The sequence below is a fragment of the Sorangium aterium genome (assembly GCF_028368935.1).
In the GTDB taxonomy this organism is placed as follows: Bacteria; Myxococcota_A; Polyangia; order Polyangiales; family Polyangiaceae; genus Sorangium; species Sorangium atrum.
Window position 1 is genome coordinate 1,140,291 of record NZ_JAQNDK010000004.1, and the last position, 18,365, is coordinate 1,158,655.

General features: G+C 73.7%; 12 protein-coding genes. 11 read left to right on the forward strand and 1 reads right to left on the reverse strand.

Features of this window, described 5'->3' with window-relative positions; translation table 11 throughout:
• The first annotated feature begins 223 nt into the window (after positions 1–223).
• The 8 genes from POL72_RS35735 (at position 224) to POL72_RS35770 (ending at position 11,224) form a co-directional block, all read left to right on the forward strand.
• Positions 224–763 (forward strand): response regulator, encoded by a 540-nt coding sequence (locus tag POL72_RS35735; protein WP_272101284.1) that lies wholly within the window; start codon positions 224–226, stop codon positions 761–763.
• Positions 763–3,027, forward strand: coding sequence for a chemotaxis protein CheA (locus POL72_RS35740; RefSeq protein WP_272101285.1), 2,265 nt, complete (start codon positions 763–765; stop codon positions 3,025–3,027). Before POL72_RS35735 ends, POL72_RS35740 begins: the two co-directional genes overlap by 1 nt.
• Complete coding sequence (locus tag POL72_RS35745; protein ID WP_012234230.1) at positions 3,020–3,556, forward strand: chemotaxis protein CheW; 537 nt, start codon at positions 3,020–3,022, stop codon at positions 3,554–3,556. Before POL72_RS35740 ends, POL72_RS35745 begins: the two co-directional genes overlap by 8 nt.
• 56 nt (positions 3,557–3,612) lie before the next feature.
• Positions 3,613–4,104, forward strand: coding sequence for a chemotaxis protein CheW (locus POL72_RS35750; protein ID WP_012234231.1), 492 nt, complete (start codon positions 3,613–3,615; stop codon positions 4,102–4,104).
• On the forward strand, positions 4,101–6,218 hold the full coding sequence (locus tag POL72_RS35755; RefSeq protein ID WP_272101286.1) for a HEAT repeat domain-containing protein: 2,118 nt from the start codon (positions 4,101–4,103) through the stop codon (positions 6,216–6,218). The genes POL72_RS35750 and POL72_RS35755 overlap by 4 nt, the downstream gene beginning before the upstream one ends.
• Positions 6,215–7,141 (forward strand): CheR family methyltransferase, encoded by a 927-nt coding sequence (locus POL72_RS35760; protein ID WP_272101287.1) that lies wholly within the window; start codon positions 6,215–6,217, stop codon positions 7,139–7,141. Before POL72_RS35755 ends, POL72_RS35760 begins: the two co-directional genes overlap by 4 nt.
• Before the next feature lie 93 nt (positions 7,142–7,234).
• Positions 7,235–8,317 (forward strand): chemotaxis-specific protein-glutamate methyltransferase CheB, encoded by a 1,083-nt coding sequence (cheB, locus tag POL72_RS35765; protein ID WP_272101288.1) that lies wholly within the window; start codon positions 7,235–7,237, stop codon positions 8,315–8,317.
• Positions 8,318–8,548: 231 nt separating this feature from the next.
• A complete protein-coding gene (locus POL72_RS35770; RefSeq protein ID WP_272101289.1) occupies positions 8,549–11,224 on the forward strand; it encodes a transglycosylase SLT domain-containing protein in 2,676 nt (891 codons plus the stop codon).
• A gap of 48 nt (positions 11,225–11,272) precedes the next feature.
• Here the strand turns inward: POL72_RS35770 and POL72_RS35775 are convergent, their stop codons facing one another.
• Positions 11,273–11,638: a cupin domain-containing protein gene (locus POL72_RS35775; protein ID WP_272101290.1), complete on the reverse strand. Its 366-nt coding sequence runs from the start codon at positions 11,636–11,638 to the stop codon at positions 11,273–11,275.
• Positions 11,639–11,999: 361 nt separating this feature from the next.
• Between POL72_RS35775 and POL72_RS35780 the strand changes: the two genes are divergently transcribed.
• From POL72_RS35780 to POL72_RS35790, 3 genes are all read left to right on the forward strand, one after another.
• Positions 12,000–14,492, forward strand: a complete 2,493-nt coding sequence (locus POL72_RS35780) for a serine/threonine-protein kinase (protein WP_272101291.1) — start codon at positions 12,000–12,002, stop codon at positions 14,490–14,492.
• Positions 14,493–14,743: 251 nt separating this feature from the next.
• Entirely contained in the window at positions 14,744–16,345 is a 1,602-nt protein-coding gene (locus POL72_RS35785) for a serine/threonine-protein kinase (RefSeq protein WP_272101292.1), read from the forward strand.
• Positions 16,346–16,350: 5 nt separating this feature from the next.
• A complete protein-coding gene (locus tag POL72_RS35790; protein WP_272101293.1) occupies positions 16,351–18,327 on the forward strand; it encodes a serine/threonine-protein kinase in 1,977 nt (658 codons plus the stop codon).
• Positions 18,328–18,365 lie beyond the last annotated feature (38 nt).

Below are 18,365 nucleotides of genomic sequence, written 5' to 3' on the forward strand. Positions count from 1 at the left end.
GCCGCGCCGCGCGGGGCGGCCCCGCCGCGCCGCCCGCGCGGCCTCGCCAGACGCGCCGCCCGCGCGGCCGCCTCGCCGATCGTGCAGGGAGGCGCTCGCGCTGGTTTACTCCGGGAGGGAGACCGCCGTACATAGGCCCGCGCGCCTCGAAGACCGCGCGCGTCGCCTCCGGGCGCTCAGCGAGTTGGTCTCCCCGGGCCGATTTCCGTTACCCTGTCGCCGCATGGCACGCATCCTGATCGTCGAGGACTCGCCGGCAATGCGAGCGTACATCCGCTCGACGCTGGAGGACCGCGTGCTGGGGCTCGCGGGCGACGTCGACATCGTGGAGGCCGTGAACGGCTTCGACGCGCTCCGGCTCCTGCCGCGCGGGGCGTTCGACCTCGTGATCACCGACATCAACATGCCCGACATCAACGGGCTCGAGGTGATCCGCTTCGTCCGGCAGAGCGACCGCTACCGGCACGTCGCGATCCTCATCATCTCGACGCAGGCGACCGAGCGAGACATCCAGCGCGGGCTCCGCCTCGGCGCCGACCGCTTCCTCCCGAAGCCGTTCACGCCCGAGGCCCTGCGCGACGCGGTGGTCGCGAGCCTCGACGCGCGGACCGAGGCGCCGCAGGCCGGCGCCTCGCCGTCCGACGGCGCCGCCGGCGTCGACGAGCGCGCGGCCGCGCCCTCTCCGCGCGCAGAGGCCCCCCACGCGGAGGAGCCCGCGGCCCGCACCAAGCAGCCCGGCTCCGGCGAGGGAGGCGGCGGCTGATGGTCGACAGCGGCGATCGGGCGCGCGAAGAGTTCTTCTCGGAAGCGCAGGAGATCGTCGAGGGGCTCGGGCGCGACCTCCTCGCGCTCGACGAGGCGGTGCGGACCAACAAGGTCGACCCCGACGTCATCAACGACGTCTTCCGCGCCGTGCACACCCTGAAGGGGCTCGCCGGGCTCTTCGGCGCGACCCGGATGGCCACCCTCTCGCACGAGCTCGAGGAGCTGCTCGACAACCTCCGCCTCGGGCGCATCGAGATCAACGCGTCGGTCCTCGACCTCCTGTTCCGCAGCGTCGAGCTCTACGGGCGCATCCTCCAGAACGAGAAGGACGGGCGCGACGCGCCGATGCCCGAGGTCGACGACCTCCTGCGCCAGCTGCACCAGGACGCGGGCCCGAGCGCGGCCGGCCTCCCCGACGACAACTACGACCTCGATCCGGGGCTGCTCTCGGTGCTCACCGAGTACGAGGAGCACCGGCTGCGCACGAACATCGCGAGCGGGATGACCCTGTTCCGGCTCCGCGTGCAGTTCCACCTCGCCACGATCGATCAGGCCCTCGACGACCTGAAGATCACCGCGAAGCCGTACGGCGAGATCATCACCTACCTGCCGACCGGCGCGGGCGCGGACCAGGACTCGATCGAGCTCGACATCCTGATGGCCTCGCGCGCGCCGCTCGAGGAGCTCCAGCGCGCGCTGCACCAGGCCGGCGCCGCCGTCGAGGAGATCCCGCGGCGCAACAACAACGGCCACGGCCGGGTCGCCCCGCCGGGCATGCCGTCGATGTCCGCGGCGCTCCGGGGCGGCGCGCCGACCGGCGTGTCGCGGGCCGTCGACCTGACCGGCTCGATGTCGGCGGCGAGCCCGCCGTCGAGCGCGCGCGGCAACCGCAAGGGGGAGCTCAGCTCGATCCGCTCCGTCGCGCAGACGGTGCGGGTCGACATCCACAAGCTCGACCGGCTGATGAACATCGTCGGCGAGCTCGCCCTCGTCCGCTCCGCGCTCGGCCGCCTCGTCGAGCGGCTCCGCGCGGCGCCCACCGAGCGCGAGCTCTCCCTCGACCTCCACAGGCTCCAGCGCACGTTCGACCGGCACCTCGCCCAGATGCAGGCGGGCATCCTCGAGGTCCGGATGGTCCCGCTCGGGCAGGTCTTCGACAAGCTCGCGCGCGTCGTCCGCCAGATCAGCCGCGACGCCGACAAGCTCGTGAACCTCGTCATCACGGGCGCCGAGACCGAGGTCGACAAGCTCATCGTCGAGGAGCTCAGCGACCCGCTCATGCACATGATGCGCAACGCCATCGACCACGGCATCGAGTCGAAGAGCATGCGCGAGGCGGTGGGCAAGCCGGCGGTCGGCACGATCGCGCTGAACGCCTTCCAGAAGGGCAACCACGTCGTCATCGAGATCGAGGACGACGGCAAGGGCATCGACGTCGACAAGCTGCTCGACGCCGCCCTGCGCCGCGGCGTCATGACCCCGGAGGACGCGCGGACGACGAGCTACCGCGAGGTGCTGAACCTCATCTTCCAGCCGGGCATCTCGACCAAGACCGACGTCAGCGAGCTCTCGGGGCGCGGCGTCGGGATGGACGTCGTGAAGACGAACATCAGCAAGCTCGGCGGCGTCATCGACGTGCACAGCGAGCCCGGCATCGGCACCAAGATGACGGTCACGCTGCCGATCACGCTCGCGATCATCAGCGCGCTCATCGTCCGGGTCGCCGACAGGCTGTTCGCGATCCCGCTGACCAACGTGCAGGAGGCGGTCGCGCTCGACGAGGCCACGGTGCGCCAGATCGACGGCCGCGAGATGATCACGCTGCGCAACAGCACGCTCCAGCTCTGCTACCTGGCGCGGCTCTTCGGCCTGAACGAGGAGGAGGAGCTCAGCGCGCGCATCGCCGGCCTGCTCGGCGGCGCGCGCGGCGGCTCGGCGGCGCGGGCCGCGGTGGGCGGCGGGCGCCGGGGCGACGGCGGCCGCGCGACGCTCGGGCTCCAGGGGGGCAACAAGCGCAAGTACATCGTCGTGGCGTCGGTCGGCGCGCGCAGGCTGGGCCTCGTCGTGAGCACGCTCATCGGGCAGCAGGACGTCGTGATCAAGGCGCTCGGCCCGTCGCTCTCCTCGGTGCGCGGCTTCTCCGGCGCCACCGAGCTCGGCGACCAGCGCATCGCGCTCGTCCTCGACGCCCCGGCGCTCATCGAGGAGATCCTCCACGGCGGGGACCGGCAGCGCAACGATCCGCGGAGCACCCATGGCTAACCTCACCCGAAGGCCCGCCCGGATACCGGTCTCGAAGCGGAACTCGCGCGCGCAGGCGAGCGGCCCGCGGACCGAGTACCTCGCGTTCACGCTCGCGGGCGACACCTACGCCGCGCCCGTCTCGCTCGTGCGCGAGATCCTGAAGCCGCCCCCGCTCACCCCGGTGCCGCGCGCGCCGGACTCGACGATGGGCATCGTCAGCGTGCGCGGGCAGCTCGTCACCGTCATCGATCTGCGGCGACGGATGCGGCTGCACGAGAGCGCCGCGCAGCGGCGGGCGCGCATCCTGCTCGTCGACGCGGCGAACGGCGAGACGCTCGGCCTCTTCGTCGACGAGGTCCAGCAGGTCTACCGGCTCGCCGACGCCGAGATCGAGCACGCCGCGACGGCGCTCGGGGGAGACGTGGCGGGCTACATCGCCGGCATCGCCCGGCCCATGCACGGGGCGAGCGCGTCGGATGGCACCCAGGGCGAGGCGCAGCCGCGCGTCATCATCCTGCTCGACCTGCAGGCCATACTCGCGTCCTAAGGGACGATTCGTCCGCGCCCGGGCGGCTCGTAGAGCCCGGGCGCTCGGAGGCTCAGATGCCGTTGACTGGAGAGCGCAGCCGTCCCGACCCACAGAAGAGCCTCGTCGGCTTTGTGGTCGGCGACGTCCACTACGCGATCGACATCACGCGGGTCCGCGAAATCGTGAACCCGCTCGAGGTGACCACGCTGCCGCACACGCCCCCCGAGGTCGCCGGCGTCGCGAACCACCGCGGCGAGGTGGTGCCGGTCATCGAGCTCCGCGTGCGCTTCGGGCTGCCCCCGGTCGATCCGACCCGCAGCACCAAGTGGATCCTCGTCGACGTGGGGACGCACACGGTGGGGCTCGTCGTCGACGCGGTGACCGAGGTCTTCGGGACGAGCGGCGATTACCGGCCGACGCCGCCGGTCGGCGGCAGCAGCGATCTGCGCGGCATCACGGGGGTGACGACCCACGACGAGCGGATGATCTTCGTGCTCGACGTCGGGCGCTTCATCGAGCTCGCGCTCGCGCTCGCCGCGTCGGGCGCCCTCCTGGAGGCCCCGTGAGCCGCGCGTTCGACGATCTCGGTCCGTTCGAGGGCCCGCGCGCGGGCGACGCGGGCTCCTGGCCGGCCGAGCCCGAGTCCATCTCGCCCAGCGCGCGGAGCACGCCGATGCCGATCGCGGCCATCGCCGCGGCGCTCTCCGCGGACGACGCCGAGGAGCGCCGCCAGGCGGCCGCGCGGCTCGGCAGGGCCGACGTCGTCGAGGCGTTGCCGCTCCTGCTCCGCGCGCTCGGGGATCCCGACTGGCGCGTCCGCAAGGAGGCGACCTACGCCTGCCACCGGCTGATCCAGGCGGCGCCGACCTCTGCGCCGGCGCAGGCCGCCGAGGGGGAGCGGCCGGCCTCGCCCGGCGCCGGCGCCGAGGGGGAGCGGCCGTCCGCCCCGCAGCTCCTCGTCGCGGCGCTCCTCGACGCGCTCCAGAAGAGCGAGGACGTCGGCCTCAGGAACGCGGCCATCGAGGTGCTCGGCTACTGCGGGCGCGACGCCACGCCGGCGCTCGTCGACGCGCTCGGCGCGCTCGCTGGGGACGAGCGCAAGCTCGTCGTCGACGCGCTCGGCCGCACGCGCGACCCGGCGGCGCTCGACCCGCTCTACGCGGCGCTCGCCGAGCAGGACGACAACCTGCGCCAGAGCGCGATCGAGGCGATCGCCGGGATGGGGCTCATCGCGCGCGAGCGGGTGACGGACATCCTGTACGAGCGGCTCGCCGATCGGGATCGCTTCGTGCGGCTGACCGCGCTGAACGGGCTGAACGGGCTCGAGGCGCCCGTGCCGTGGCGGGTGCTCTCGTCGCTCATCGACGACCCGATCCTCCGGCCGGCGGCGCTGGTCGCCGCGGCGCTCGCGGAGAGCCCGGAGGCGCCGCGGGCGCTCTGCGGGGCGCTCGCGACGGCGCGGGGCGGCGCGTTCGCGCAGCTCGTCCGGGCGCTCGCGCGGCTCGCCGAGGGGCCGCTCGCGTCGCACGCGGTGGACGCGCTCCGGGCGGCGCCGCCCGAGGTGGGCGCCCGCCTCGTGCAGGCCGCCGGCGCCGCGCCGGGCTCGGGCGGCGCGGAGCCCCCGTCGTGGCGCGGCCTCGGCGCGGATCCGGTGAGCGGGCGCGCCCAGGCGCTCTTGCTCGCGGCGATGGCGCGCGCCCCGGGCGCGGCCGACGCCGCGGTGCAGGCCATGATCGAGCCCGCGCTCGTCGAGACGGCGCAGCGCGCGCTGGGGCTGCTCGGCGCGGAGGCGCTGCCCTCGGTGCTGTCCTACCTCGAGCGCCACATCGATCCCGACCCGGATCTCTGGGAGGGCGTCGACGACGCGACGGCCGCGCTCCTCGACGGCGCCGTGGCGATCGCGGAGCAGGGCGCGCGCGAGGGCGCGCTTTCGGGCGAGCAGCCCGCCGTCGAGGCGACGCTCGCCGAGCTGCTCGGCGCGGTGCGGCGGTCGGTCCGGAGCCCCTCGACGCTCGTGGCGACCAGCGCGCTCTACGGGCTCGCGAAGATCGGGGCCGCCGTCGACTTCCCGCTCGTCGTCTCGCAGACGCGCGCGATCTCGCTGCCGGTGGCGCGCGCTGCGGAGAGCGCGCTCGCGGGGCTCACGGAGCGCTACCCCGAGACGGCGCGCGAGCTCGCGCGCGGGCTCGCGCTGGCGGAGGACACCCACCTCGCGGCGGCGATCGTGATCGAGGCGCTCGGCGACGCGGAGCCGGAGGAGATCGCGTTCCTCACGAGCGTCGCGTCGGTGGGGGACGTGCGCGCGCGCCGGGCGGCCGTGACCGCGATCGCGGCGGCGGCGGGCGTCTCCGCGCTCGACGTGCTGAGCGTCTCCCTGGCAGACGAGGAGCGGGAGGTCCGGCTCGCCGCGGCGCGCGCGCTGGGCCGCCTGTACGCGTCGCTCCCGGACCGCGCGAGCGACGAGCGGGCGCGCGCGCGCGAGCTGCTCGGGCTGGTGCGCGCGTCGGGGGAGCCCGATCTCGTCGCGGCCGCGGCGCAGGGGGGCGCGCCGTTCCGCTCGGATCCTCCCTGGGGCGACGCCGCGGAGCGGCTGAGCGCGCCTGTGGCCATCGACGGCGGTGAGGGCGCGGCGTCCCCCTCGGGGGCGACCGGCGGGCCGCCGTCGGGGAAGGTGCTGTGAACCGGCGGCGGGACGACGAGATCCGCCTCTTGCCTGACGAGTTCCAGAGGCTGCGCGACCTGTTCAACAAGCACTGCGGGCTCCAGTTCGGGCCCGAGGCGCGCACGTCGATGGAGCGCCGGCTGCGAGAGCGGGTCGTCGAGCTCGGGCTCTCGTCGTTCGCGCAGTACCACGAGTACCTGCGCTTCCACAGCCGCGGGCGCGCCGAGCTCGACGAGGCGCTCGAGCTCATCACGGTCAACGAGACGTATTTCTTCCGGGAGGACTACCAGCTGCGCGCGCTCATGACCGAGCTCGTGCCCATGATCGTCAAGGCGGGGGGCGCCAGGGGCCGGCTGTCCATCTGGAGCGCGGGCTGCTCGACGGGCGAGGAGGTCTACTCGATCGCGATCGCCGCGCGGGAGTCGGGCGCCGCGGAGCGCCGCGAGGTCCGCATCTTCGGCAGCGACATCTCCCGCCGCTGCGTGATCGCGGCGCGCAGGGGGGTGTACGGCGCCTCGTCGTTCCGCGCGACGCCGCCTGAGCTCAAGCGGCGCTACTTCGTGGAGCGCCCGGACGGGTTCCACGTGGCGGACGAGCTGCGGGCGCTCTGCCAGTTCGGCCACCTGAACCTGCTCGACTCGTCGCGCGCGGCGGTGATCGGGCGCGTGGACGTCATCTTTTGCCGCAACGTCCTCATCTATCTGGACGAGGATTCGCGGCGCCGCGTGATCGACATCTTCTACGAGCGCCTCTCGTCCGGCGGCTTCCTCCTGCTGGGCCACTCCGAGTCGCTCCTCAACGTCACGACCGCGTTCGAGCTCGTGCACCTTCGGGAGGATCTCGTGTATCGCAAGCCGGCGGCCACGCTGCGTCTGGGGATCCCGGAGATCTCGCCCGATCGGGGCGGCCCGGACCGGGGCGGCGGGGAGGAGGGCGGATGAGGTGCCGACGAAGTCGAGGCTGCGCAGGCGACGGTTGGTCCCATGGCGCTCCGGGTGGGGTAGAATGAACCTCCGGCGGAAGGTTTTGCGCTCATGACATTCGCTCCCCTGCGCGTGCTCGTCGTCGACGACTCCGCGTACAACCGGCGCAACATCGCCGAGATCTTGAGCGGAAGCGACGAGATCGAGGTCGTGGGCAAGGCCGGTGACGGCGACGACGCGCTCCGTCAGGCCGCGCAGCTCCGGCCGGACGCGATCACGCTGGATCTCGAGATGCCGCGCATGGACGGCTTCACCTTCCTCCGCATCCTGATGGCGAGGCAGCCGACGCCCGTCATCATCGTCTCGAGCTACAGCCACAAGGAGAACGTCTTCAAGGCGCTCGAGCTGGGCGCCGTCGACTTCGTGGCGAAGCCGGACCGGCAGTTCACGGCGGACGCGCAGATCCGGCGGGAGATCATCCAGAAGGTCCTGCTGGTGCGCTACCTCCGCCCCCGGTCGCCGATGCCGGCTGCGCCGGCCCCGGCGCGGGCGGCGCAGCCCGCGTCGCCGCGCGCGGTGCAGGAGTCGTCGCGGCTCGGCGTCTCGCTGCGCCACCTCGTGGCGGTCGGCTCGTCGACGGGCGGGCCCACGGCGCTCCTCGAGATCTTCAACCGGATCCCGGATCGCTTCCCCGGCGCGATCTTCATCGCGCAGCACATGCCGGACAAGTTCACCCGCACGTTCGCGGAGCGGCTCGATCGGAAGGGCGGCCTCCGGGTGGTCGAGGCGCAGAACGGCGAGCAGGTGGTGGCCCGCAAGGCCTATGTGTGCCCGGGTAGGATGTGCATGGAGATCGCGGTGACGCCGGGCAGCGGGGTCGGGTTGAGCGGCGACATCCGGATCCGGGTGGGGGCGCCGGCGCCCGGGGATCGGTACGTTCCGAGCGCGGACCGGCTGTTCCGGAGCGTGGCGCAGGTGGGCGGCAGCCGCGCGGTGGGCATCATCCTGACGGGGATGGGCGACGACGGGGTGAACGGCGCGCGGGCGGTCCGCGCGGCCGGGGGCACGGTGGTGGCCGAGAGCGAGGACTCGGCGGTGGTCTACGGCATGCCCGGGGCCGCGGTGCGGGCCGGGGTCGTGAACGAGAGCCTGCCCTTCACGGCGATCGGCGACTTCATCGCGCTGCTCTCCTAGCGGCGGTCACCCGCTTCGGATACGGGCCCATCTCGACGTTTTCGGTGCTCAGCGCACCGGAGTGCGCTTCCGCGCCGAAAACGCCGATCTGGACCCGTCTCCTGTGCGGGTGACCGCCGCTCTGCGACGCTCGTAGCAGGGCGGGTGGGAACCGCTCTAGGGTGAGCTGGGTTCCAGCGGGCTGCCAAAGTTGACCCCTCGGGCGCATCGTGAGACAGGTCGGTCGCTGACATGCGGATCCGACGCGCCGCACGCAGGCTTGTATGTCTTGGCTGGTGGGCCGCCCTCTCGGGCGTCGCTTTCGACGGCCTTGCGGCGCCTCCTTCGGAGGTAGCGGCGCCTGCGGCCGGTGCGAAGGCGGAGCCGGCAAAGGCGGAGCCGGCAAAGGCGGAGCCGGCGAAGGCCGACGCGAAGAAGGCGGAGCCGGCGAAGGCCGACGCGGCGAAAGCCGAGCCCGCGAAGGCGGAGCCGGCGAAAGCTGAGCCCGCGAAGGCGGAGCCGGCGAAGGCTGAGCCCGCGAAGGCAGAGCCGGCGAAAGCTGAGCCCGCGAAGGCGGAGCCGGCGAAGGCCGACGCGAAGAAGGATGGGTCGACCGAGGGCAAGGCGGAGAAGCCTGCGCCGGTCAGGGTGGCGGCCGTGTCTGGCGGGAAGGGCGGCGCGAAGAGCGCGGCCAAGACGCCGGCGAAGGCCGCTGGGCGATCGAAGGCGTCGACGAAGAAGGGCGCGGCGAAGATCACGCGCAAGCCGGGGGAGCCCGGCGTGCCGGACGAGGCGGCGCGGCGGGTGATCGCGGGCACCGCGACGCCGGCCGGGGCGAGCACCGGCGAGTCGCCCGAGCTCCGCACGCTGCGCGCGATCGACCTGGCGCTGTTCCCCGGCGCGGCCCCGAGCGCCGGGCCCGCGTGGCCGGTCGACGGCACGCTCCTGCTCGGCGCGGGCGAGCCGCGCCTCGAGGTCTCCGGCCTGCCGCCTGCGGGCCTGCCCGCTCCGCCGGCGGAGGCGGCGGAGACCCGCGACATCTCCTGGCTGCGTCAGCTCGATCTGCCCGAGATCCCGGTCCGCTGGGACGGCCGGGTGGTGCGTTACCTCGAGTACTACAAGGACGACCCGCGCGGCCGATCCGCCGTGGTCACGTGGATCAAGAAGAGCGGTCGCTACGGCGCCGCCATCCGCCGCATCCTCCGCGAGCAGGGGCTCCCGGAGGATCTCCTCTGGCTCTCGCTCGTCGAGAGCGGCTTCGACCCGACCATCCAGTCCCCGGCCGGCGCGGCCGGCCTCTGGCAGTTCATGCCGGAGGGGGCGCGCATCTATGGCCTCACCGTCGACCGCTGGGTCGACGAGCGCCTGGATCCAGAACGATCCACCCTGGCGGCGGCGCGGTACCTCACGGATCTCCGGCGGCGTTTCGGCGGCTGGGAGCTCGCGTTCGCGGCGTACAACATGGGGTACGGGGGGCTGCTCGCGTCGATCCGGAAGTACAACACGAACGACTTCTGGGAGCTGTCGCGGCTCGAGGCGGGGATGCCGCTCGAGACGGCGCTCTATGTGCCGAAGATCCTCGCGATCGCGATCGTGGCGCGGAACCCGTCGGTGTTCGGCTGCGACGACGTGGAGCTCGATCCGGCGGTGACGTTCGACAAGATCTCGCTCGGCTCCGGGGTGTCGCTGCAGGCGGTGGCGGCGGCGTCGGGCGCGGGGGCGCCGGAGATCGAGGCGCTCAACCCGCAGCTCGTGGCGAAGCGCACGCCGCCGTCGCCGGTGGACGCGAAGGAGCAGGCGCGCTGGGAGGTCCGGGTGCCTGCGGGGGCGGGGGCGCGCGCGGCGAAGTCGATGCCGAAGCTCCTGGAGCGCGAGCCGAAGCTGGAGCGCTACCTCGTCCGCTGGGGCGAGTCGCTCGACGACATCGCGACGTTCCGGCGGACGACGCGGTGGACGCTGCAGACGCTGAACGGCCTGCGGCCTGGCGAGCCGGTGCGCCCCGGGGCGCTGCTCTTCGTCCCGGCGGCCGAGGGCGTCGGGGCGGCGGCGGCCGAGCACCTGCTCGCGAGCGGCGCGCCGCTGTCGTCGGAGGGGAAGCCGGTCGTGGTGGTCCCGGCGCAGCGTTTCTCCTACGAGGGGCGCCGGCGGGTGTTCTACCGGGTGGTCGCGGGCGACGCGCTGCGCGATCTGGCGGCGGTGCTCTCGGTGACGCCCGACGAGATCTGCCGCTGGAACACGCTGGCGCCCGGGGCGTCGCTCCATGAGGGGATGACGCTCCAGCTGTTCGTCCCGAGGTCGCAGCGCAACGACGGCGTGTTCTTGCTCGACGAGGGCGACGCGCGCGTCATGGAGGTCGGCTCGGAGGAGTTCTTCGCGCATTTCGAGGGGCTGAAGGGGCGGAAGCGCATCGAGATCGCGGTGCGGGAGGGGGATTCGTTCAGCAAGCTCGCGACCCGGTACGGCCTCAGCGTCGGCAGCCTGGAGCGGATCAACCAGCGCTCGAGGCGGAGCCCGCTGATGCCCGGGGATCGGCTGGTTGTGTACGTGCCGACCTCGCATCCGGACGACCCGACGCCGGTCGAGCCGCGCGAGGAGGAGGTCCGCGTGGCGTCGGCGCCGGCCGCGGGCGCGGTGGACGACGGCGACAAGGCGGCGGCCGAGCCGGTGAAGCCGGCGGTGCTCGTGACGCCCGTCGAGGCGGGCGCGGGCGACGGGAAGCCCGGCGGCGCCGGGACGGCGGGCGCGGGCGACCTGGCGGGAGCGACGCCGGAGGAGAAGAAGGCCGCTGAGGGCGAGAAGAAGCCGGCGGCGGGCGGAGCGGACGACAAGAAGCCGGCGGGGCGTGCCGCCGCGGAGCAGCCGGCGGGGCGCGCCAGGGGAGCGCAGGACAAGGAGAAGCCCGCGTCCGGCGCTGGCACCGCGCTGTGAGGTCCGGGTGATCGGGCTTCCAGGGGGTGAGACCCCTGCGTCGCGGTCTCAGGTCTTGCCAGAGGGCGTCGCCCCGGTCTCGTCTCGCCCGTGGACGCCGGCGGGCGGGCTCGTCGCCTCCACGGCGGTGAACGGTTCGATGATCTTGTAGGAGTGCGACGCCCCTTTGGGGACCGTCCAGGAGTCGCCCGGCTCGAGGCGCACCATTTGCCCCTCGATGAGCAGCTCGGCCCGTCCAGCGATGACGAACCCTACGGTCTCGTAATCCCGCGCGGTCGGCTGTTTGGCGTCGCCTGGCGGCTCGCGTTCCCAGAGTCGCATCGAGACCTGGATCCCGGAGGCCAGGTATTTTTGTCCCATCTGGCCTTTCGGAGAGCGGCCGGAGGAGACCTTCATGATGGTTGTGTCGCTCATGTGCGCCTCGCTTTCCTCCACGAGTGATTCCCCGGGTTTGGCGGCGAGCGTGGGTCCGCGCCTGGCTGGAGCGAATCGGGCCTCTCCCTCTTTCCTCGTCGGTGTTCTTCGTGCGTTCGTCTTCGCAGGGAACGTATCGCGCCAGGGAGAACTGCTGTAGGATGCCCCGCACAGGAGGCTGACCCGTGGACCTGGGGACCGGATGTCACGTCGCACGGGCGCGGGTGGATGGCGGATCGCGCGGCGCGAGCGCTGGGCGGTGGGGGCCTCGTGGGGGCGCCGGTGCACGCCTCGCGCTGCTGGTCGCGGCCGTCCGTGCGGTCTCCGTGATGGGGGGGCGTGCCGCGCTTCCGGAAAGCCGATGATGCCCTCGCCGAAGAGCTCGACATTGCTCGCGTCCGGTGTGCTGATCGACAAGAAGTACCGGCTCCTGCGCCAGATCGGCGAGGGGGCGATGGGCGTCGTCTGGGCGGCGGTGAACGTGGCGACCGCCCGCGAGGTGGCGCTGAAGCTGATCCACCGGCCGGAGACCGAGTTCCGGCTGCGGCTGCAGCGCGAGGCGCGCAACAGCGGGGCGCTGCGGCACCGGAACGTCATCGACATCTACGACATGGGGGAGACCGAGGCCGGGGAGCCGTTCCTGGTGATGCAGCTGCTCACGGGGGAGACCGTGGCCGAGCTGCTCGCGCGGCGGCGTCGGCTCGACCCGCCCGTGGCGGCGTCGATCGGGCGGGACGTGGCGAGGGGGCTCGCGGCGGCGCACGCGATGCACATCATCCACCGCGATCTGAAGCCGGCGAACATCTTCCTGCACCGCGAGCCGGACATGGACGAGCCGGTGGTGAAGGTGCTCGATTTCGGGGTCGCCAAGAACCTCTCGGTCAACGACGGCCTGCACACGGTGCAGGGCGGCGCGGTGGGGTCGCCCCTCTACATGAGCCCGGAGCAGGTGAGGGCCGAGCCGAACGTCGATCACCGGGCCGACATCTGGGCGCTCGGCGTGGTGTTGTTCGAGATGCTGACGGGCATGCGCCCGTTCCAGGGGGACGCGCAGGCGGTGTTCATGGGGATCTTGACCGGCGAGATCCCCACCGTGTCCAAGTACCTGAGGCGGGTGGACCAGGGGCTCGTCGACCTGATCGCCCGCTGCATGCGCAGGGATCGCGCGGAGCGGATCGGCTCTGCGGCGGAGGTCGCGGCGCTGCTCGATCGGTACACGGAGCGCGGCGTGGGCCCGGGCAGGGACGCGGCGCTGCGGCAGTCGTCGCCGGAGGGGCGGGAGGCGCCCCCGGACGAGGACGTGGACGCCGGCTGGCAGGAGTCGCAAGGCGGCACGGTGGCGCTCGCGGCGCAACCCGGGTCGGCGCTCGCGGCGCAGCCTGCGTCGGTGGCGCAACCCGGGTCGGTGGCGCAACCCGGGTCGGCGCTCGCGGCGCAGCCTGCGTCGGTGGCGCAACCCGGGTCGGTCGTGAACCGGCCGGGGAGCGTCGAGGTGGGCGCGGGAGCGCTGCCGCTGGCGCTGCTCGGTGGGGGGCCGCGGGCCCCGGTTCCGGTGCAGGAGTCGCCTGAGGCGCACAGGTCGCCGTCGCTGGGGCCGGGGCAGGTGGCTGCGGGACCAGCGTCGGGCATGAGCCGCGTGGCGGATGAGGGGCCAGCGTCGGGAGCCGGCCATGCGGCGGGCGCGGTTCCTCGGCGTCCGGGCAGCTCGGGCCAGCACCTGGCCGCGGCGTCCGTGGTGCGCGCCCCGCGGGACGAGGACGTGGCGACCTTGCCCCTCACGCGGCAGAACGCGGATGCGGCCGGGCCCGCGGGGCCGCTCCCTGGGTCGGGGGCGTATCCGGCGGCGGGGCCTGCCGCCGCTGCGCCGCGGACGTCGTCGTCGGTGGCGGCGTTTGCAGCGCCGGAGCCGTCCCAGGCGAGCGCGGCGCAAGCCGCTCCGGTGCAGCCTGCGCCCGTGGCGGCGCCGCAGCAGGGCTCCTGGGCGATGACGGTGCGCATGAACGCACCGCCGATGCCCGAGGGCCGGGTGGGGCCGGGTGGCCTCGGCCCTGCTGGCGCGCTGCCGCCGGGAGGCATCGCCGCGCAGCCGAGCTGGAGCTCGGCGCCGGCCGCGAGGCCCGGCCCGGAAGCGGGCGCGAGCGCCTCGGACTCCAGGCCGGGCGGGGCCACGGCAACGGGCGCGCCGCGGCAAGCGGGAAGCTCGTCGACGACCCCGCTCGTCTCGAACCACCCGTCGGTCCACCAGGTCGGGGTGCACCAGGCCCAGGACGCTCACGAGCGGGCCCCGCACGGTGAGGAACCGAGGCGCAAGCGTACGGCCGCGACGCTCGCGATCGTGGCTGCCGCGCTGTCGCTGATCGTCGTGGGCATGCTCATCTCGCTGAGGTCGCCGGGGCCATCGTCGGCCGCGCCGGAAGCGTCCGGGAGCGCGATGCCGTCATTGGACCGCGCCGGAGACACGGTCGCCGCGCCGGAGCGCGGGGAAGCGCCGCCGCGGAACGAAGAGCCCTCGGCGCAGGAGCCCTCGGTGCCATCCGCGGAGGCGCCGCCGGGCTCCTCGGCGTTGGCGCCGCCCGTGCCGTCGGCGCCGAGCGCCCTTCCGGCGAGCAGCGCAGCCGCTGCGGCGGCGCCAGGAGGCGGGGCGGGCGCGGTGGCGCCAGGCGGCGGGGCGGGCGCGGCGGCGGGGACGGCGAGCGGCGCGAAGCCGGGCAGCTCGACGCTCGGGGCGCCTCCCGCGACATCGCAGCCTGCGACGTCGCAGCCCGCGAAGGCTGCGCCGCCCCCGGCCCCGGCCTCGTGCGCTCATCTCAGGTTCTTGGCGAAGAAGCAGTGCGAGGCGAAGCTCAAGAAATAGACTCGACCTCTCCGCGGCGCGGGCCGCCCCTCCCGAGGTGGCGCCACGGTCGCGCCGCGATTCCCGGGCAGCGGCGAAGCGGCGACGATCACGCGCGCTGAGCGCGCGTCTACAGCGGAGGTGTCGGAGCGGTTTGGCGCTCTGCGAGCCCGGCCAGCGGCTTTTCTTGACGGTGCGTTGCCTCACCTGCGACACTTCTTCCCAGGCACCGTCGACCTGCTGCCACGTCCGTCCTCCAGCGAGACCACCCCATGCAGTCCCCTTCGGCCCCTGCCGCGCCGCCGCCAGGTGCGCTCATTTGCGGCAAGTACCGCCTTCTCCGGCGGATCGGCGAAGGGGCGATGGGCGTCGTCTGGGCAGCGCACAACGAGGCTACCTCTCGCGAGGTCGCGCTCAAGCTGCTGGTGCGGCCCGACCCGGAGCTCCGCGTCCGGCTGCTGCGGGAGGCGCGCGCCTGCGGCGCCGTGAGCCACCGGAACATCGTCGATATCTACGATGCTGCCGAGACGGAGAACGGCGACCCGTTCCTCGTCATGCCGCTGCTCTCCGGAGAGACGCTCTCGTCCTTGCTCAAGCGCAAGCGCAAGCTGGAGATCCACGATGCCTCACGCATCGCTCGGGACATCGCGCGCGGCCTCTCCGCCGCGCACGAGCGGGGCATCATCCACCGCGATCTGAAGCCGTCCAACATCTTTCTTCACACCGAGCCTGGCGACAGCGATGCCACCGTCAAGATACTCGACTTCGGCGTGAGCAAGTTCCTCGCGGGTCCTCAACAGGCGAGGACCGCGACAGGCATCCTCATCGGCTCGCCGGCGTACATGAGCCCGGAGCAGGTGCGGGCGCAGAGCGATATCGACACGCGCGCGGACCTCTGGGCGCTCGGCGTCGTGATGTTCGAGATGCTCACGAGCTGGCGGCCGATCCAGGGCAAGGCGCATGAGCTCCTGAGAAACGTGCTGCACGGCGACATCCCGGCGGTGTCCCAGTCCGTCTGGCAGATCGATCCCGGCCTCGATGCCCTCGTGACACAATGTCTCCAGCGCGATCGCGAGAAGAGACCGCGCTCGGCGGCCGAGGTCGCGGCGGCGCTCGAGCCGTTCGTCACGCCGCCGGCGCCGCAGCGCGTGCCCTCGAGGCCGGGGTCGTCGCCGGACCTGCGGCACGAGATCCCGCAGCAGCTCGGGCGAGGGTCGTGGGGTGGGGCGGCTCCTGGGCGATCGCCGACGCCGGCGACCGGGACGCCGCTCCCGGCGTCCATGGCGCATCTGCAGGCCCTGCCGGGACACCCGAACACGCCGGTGTCAGGGCCTCGAGGGGCGATCGCGGCGCCGGCGCAGCCGGCGGTGGTCCCGTGGCCGGCGCGGCCGTCGGCGGGCGCGTGGCCGGAGCAGCCGGCGGCGGGCGGGGGCATGGCGACACCGGGGCAACCGGGGCATCGGGAGCGGATGCCGAGCAATCCTCTGCTGGGGGACCGCGGGACGCTCAAGATGTCACCGGAGCAGGCGGTCGCCTATCGATCACCGGCCAGCGCGCCGCTGGCGCGTCCGGGCGCTCCCCTCGATCAGGCGCTGTCGCTCGGCGGTACGGTGCCGCTCGATCCGCTCCGCGAGCTGAAGAGGCCGCCTTCTGTGCCCGTCCGCTCGCCTGTCGTGTGGATCGCGATGGCCGTGGTCTCGGCGGCGATCCTCCTGGGGATCGGCATGGCCGCGGGGTATCTCTTGCGGCGCGGTGAGGTGGAGCTCCCGAGGGACCCCGGCGGAGAGCGTGCTACCTTCCGCGCCGTCCTCTCGTTTGCGATAGGTAAAGCGACCTCGCCCATCGCGGCGATGCGCCTCGACCCACCCTGCTGAGCTCGATGTCCACTTCCTTCACGCAGATCGCTGCCGGCCTGGTGATTGCCGAGAAGTACAAGCTGGTGCGGCGGCTGGGAGAGGGATCCATGGGCGTCGTGTGGGCGGCGCTCAACCTGTCCACCTCGCGTGAGGTGGCGTTGAAGCTGATTCACCGCCCGGATCCCGAGCTCCGGAGGCGGCTCCAGCGCGAAGGGCGCAATGGCGGGGCGCTGCGGCACCGCAACGTCATCGACATGTATGACATGGGGGAGACCGAGTTCGGCGAGCCCTTCCTGGTGATGCAGCTGCTCACCGGAGAGACGCTCGCGGACCTGCTCGTGCGCAGGCGGCGGCTCGACGCGGACGTGGCGGCGTCGATCGGGCGAGACGTGGCGAGGGGGCTCGCGGCGGTGCACGCGCTGCACATCGTCCACCGCGATCTGAAGCCGGCGAACATCTTCCTGCACCGCGAGGCCGACGCGGACGAGCCGGTGGTGAAGGTGCTCGATTTCGGGGTCGCGAAGAACCTCTCCGTGAATGACGGCATCCGCACGGCGACGGGCGGCGCGGTGGGATCGCCGCTTTACATGAGCCCGGAGCAGGTGAGGGCCGAGCCGAACGTCGACCACCGGGCCGATATCTGGTCGCTCGGCGTGGTGCTGTTCGAGATGCTGACGGGCATGCGGCCGTTCCAGGGGGACGCGAGGGCGGTCTTCACCGGCATCCTGACGGGCGAGATGCCCAAGGTCTCCCGCTACGTGCGGCGGGTGGACCCGGGGCTCGTGGAGCTCGTGGCGAGGTGCATGGCGCGCCACCGGGACGAGCGGATCGGATCGGCGGCGGAGGTGGCGGACCTCCTCGAGGGGTACACGGCTGCGGGCGCGAGGGCGGGATTTGCCGTCGGGGGCGGGGGTGGGGGGCAGATGGCGGCCATGGAGGCGCACGCATTTCCCGGCGCGGCGGCGTCAGGGGCGCCGGTGTCGCCGATGGCGAGCGGGGTGCCGCCGGCGGGGGTGCCGGTGTCGCCGATGGCGAGCGGGGTGCCGCCGGCGGGGGTGCCGGTGTCGCCGATGGCAAGCGGCGCGCCGGTGTCGCCGATGGCGAGCGGGGCGCCGGTGTCGCCGATGGCAAGCGGCGCGCCGGTGTCGCCGATGGCGAGCGGGGCGCCGGAGCGGGAGTGGAACGCCGAGCTGACCCAGAGGCTCGAGCCGGAGGCCATGGCGAGCGCTGAGGCAGCGCTGGGCGCGTCGCCCGCGTGGGGCCACGGTGAGCCGGGGAAATCGACGACCGCGCCGCTCGTGTCCGGCCCTCAGGCAGGCCGAGGCGCGCAGCCGTCGCCCTGGGCAGCGCGCGCCACGCCGGTGCCTCTGCAGGCGCCGCAGACGCCGCCGCGGCGGCAGGGAGGCTGGAAGCACCTTCCTGGCCCGGCCATCGCGGCGCTCGCCGCCGGCGCGGCTGGTCTGGTCGGCGCAGCGCTCTTCCTCGTGTTGCGCTCGCCAGCGCCGCCCGAGAACGCGGCCGGGATCGAGACGATGCCGGAGGCCGGGCTCGAGAGCGCCGCGAGCGCGGAAAGGCCGCCGGACCCGCCGCCTCCGCCGGCGACCGCTGTGCCGCAGGCTTCGGCGGCGGCTGAGCCGCCCAGCGTGGATGAGCCGGTGGATGCCGGTGGGGCGAACAGCGCGCCGGACGCGGGGCCGGAGGGCGTGGAGCCGGCGTCGGTCGAGCGGAGTCAGCCGGCGGTGGAGGCGCCGAATCCGCCGGCGGCGGTGTCGGCGGTCGCGGCGTCGCCACCTGCTGCGGCGCCTGCGCCGGCGCGGTCGGTCGTCGCGGCGCAGCCCCGGATTCAGCCTCCGGCGCAGCCTGCGCCCGCAGCGTCGCGGCCTGCACAGCCACCGGCGGTCCGGCGGCAACCCGCGGATCCGTGCGCGGGCAAGACAGGGTTCATGCGGGCGAACTGCCTGCGGGACCAGGCGAAGAAGAAGGATCCCTACGCTCCCTGAGCGGTGTTGCGCGCGGGGGCGAGGACGAGACGGCGGCG

What these genes read in the sequence shown, in the direction of transcription:
- POL72_RS35735 (WP_272101284.1), top strand. Translation starts at nt 224, where the DNA reads ATGGCACGCATCCTGATCGTCGAGGACTCGCCGGCAATGCGAGCGTAC.
- POL72_RS35740 (WP_272101285.1), top strand. Translation starts at nt 763, where the DNA reads ATGGTCGACAGCGGCGATCGGGCGCGCGAAGAGTTCTTCTCGGAAGCG.
- POL72_RS35745 (WP_012234230.1), top strand. Translation starts at nt 3,020, where the DNA reads ATGGCTAACCTCACCCGAAGGCCCGCCCGGATACCGGTCTCGAAGCGG.
- POL72_RS35750 (WP_012234231.1), top strand. Translation starts at nt 3,613, where the DNA reads ATGCCGTTGACTGGAGAGCGCAGCCGTCCCGACCCACAGAAGAGCCTC.
- cheB (WP_272101288.1), top strand. Translation starts at nt 7,235, where the DNA reads ATGACATTCGCTCCCCTGCGCGTGCTCGTCGTCGACGACTCCGCGTAC.
- POL72_RS35770 (WP_272101289.1), top strand. Translation starts at nt 8,549, where the DNA reads ATGCGGATCCGACGCGCCGCACGCAGGCTTGTATGTCTTGGCTGGTGG.
- POL72_RS35775 (WP_272101290.1), bottom strand. Translation starts at nt 11,638, where the DNA reads ATGAGCGACACAACCATCATGAAGGTCTCCTCCGGCCGCTCTCCGAAA.
- POL72_RS35780 (WP_272101291.1), top strand. Translation starts at nt 12,000, where the DNA reads ATGATGCCCTCGCCGAAGAGCTCGACATTGCTCGCGTCCGGTGTGCTG.
- POL72_RS35785 (WP_272101292.1), top strand. Translation starts at nt 14,744, where the DNA reads ATGCAGTCCCCTTCGGCCCCTGCCGCGCCGCCGCCAGGTGCGCTCATT.
- POL72_RS35790 (WP_272101293.1), top strand. Translation starts at nt 16,351, where the DNA reads ATGTCCACTTCCTTCACGCAGATCGCTGCCGGCCTGGTGATTGCCGAG.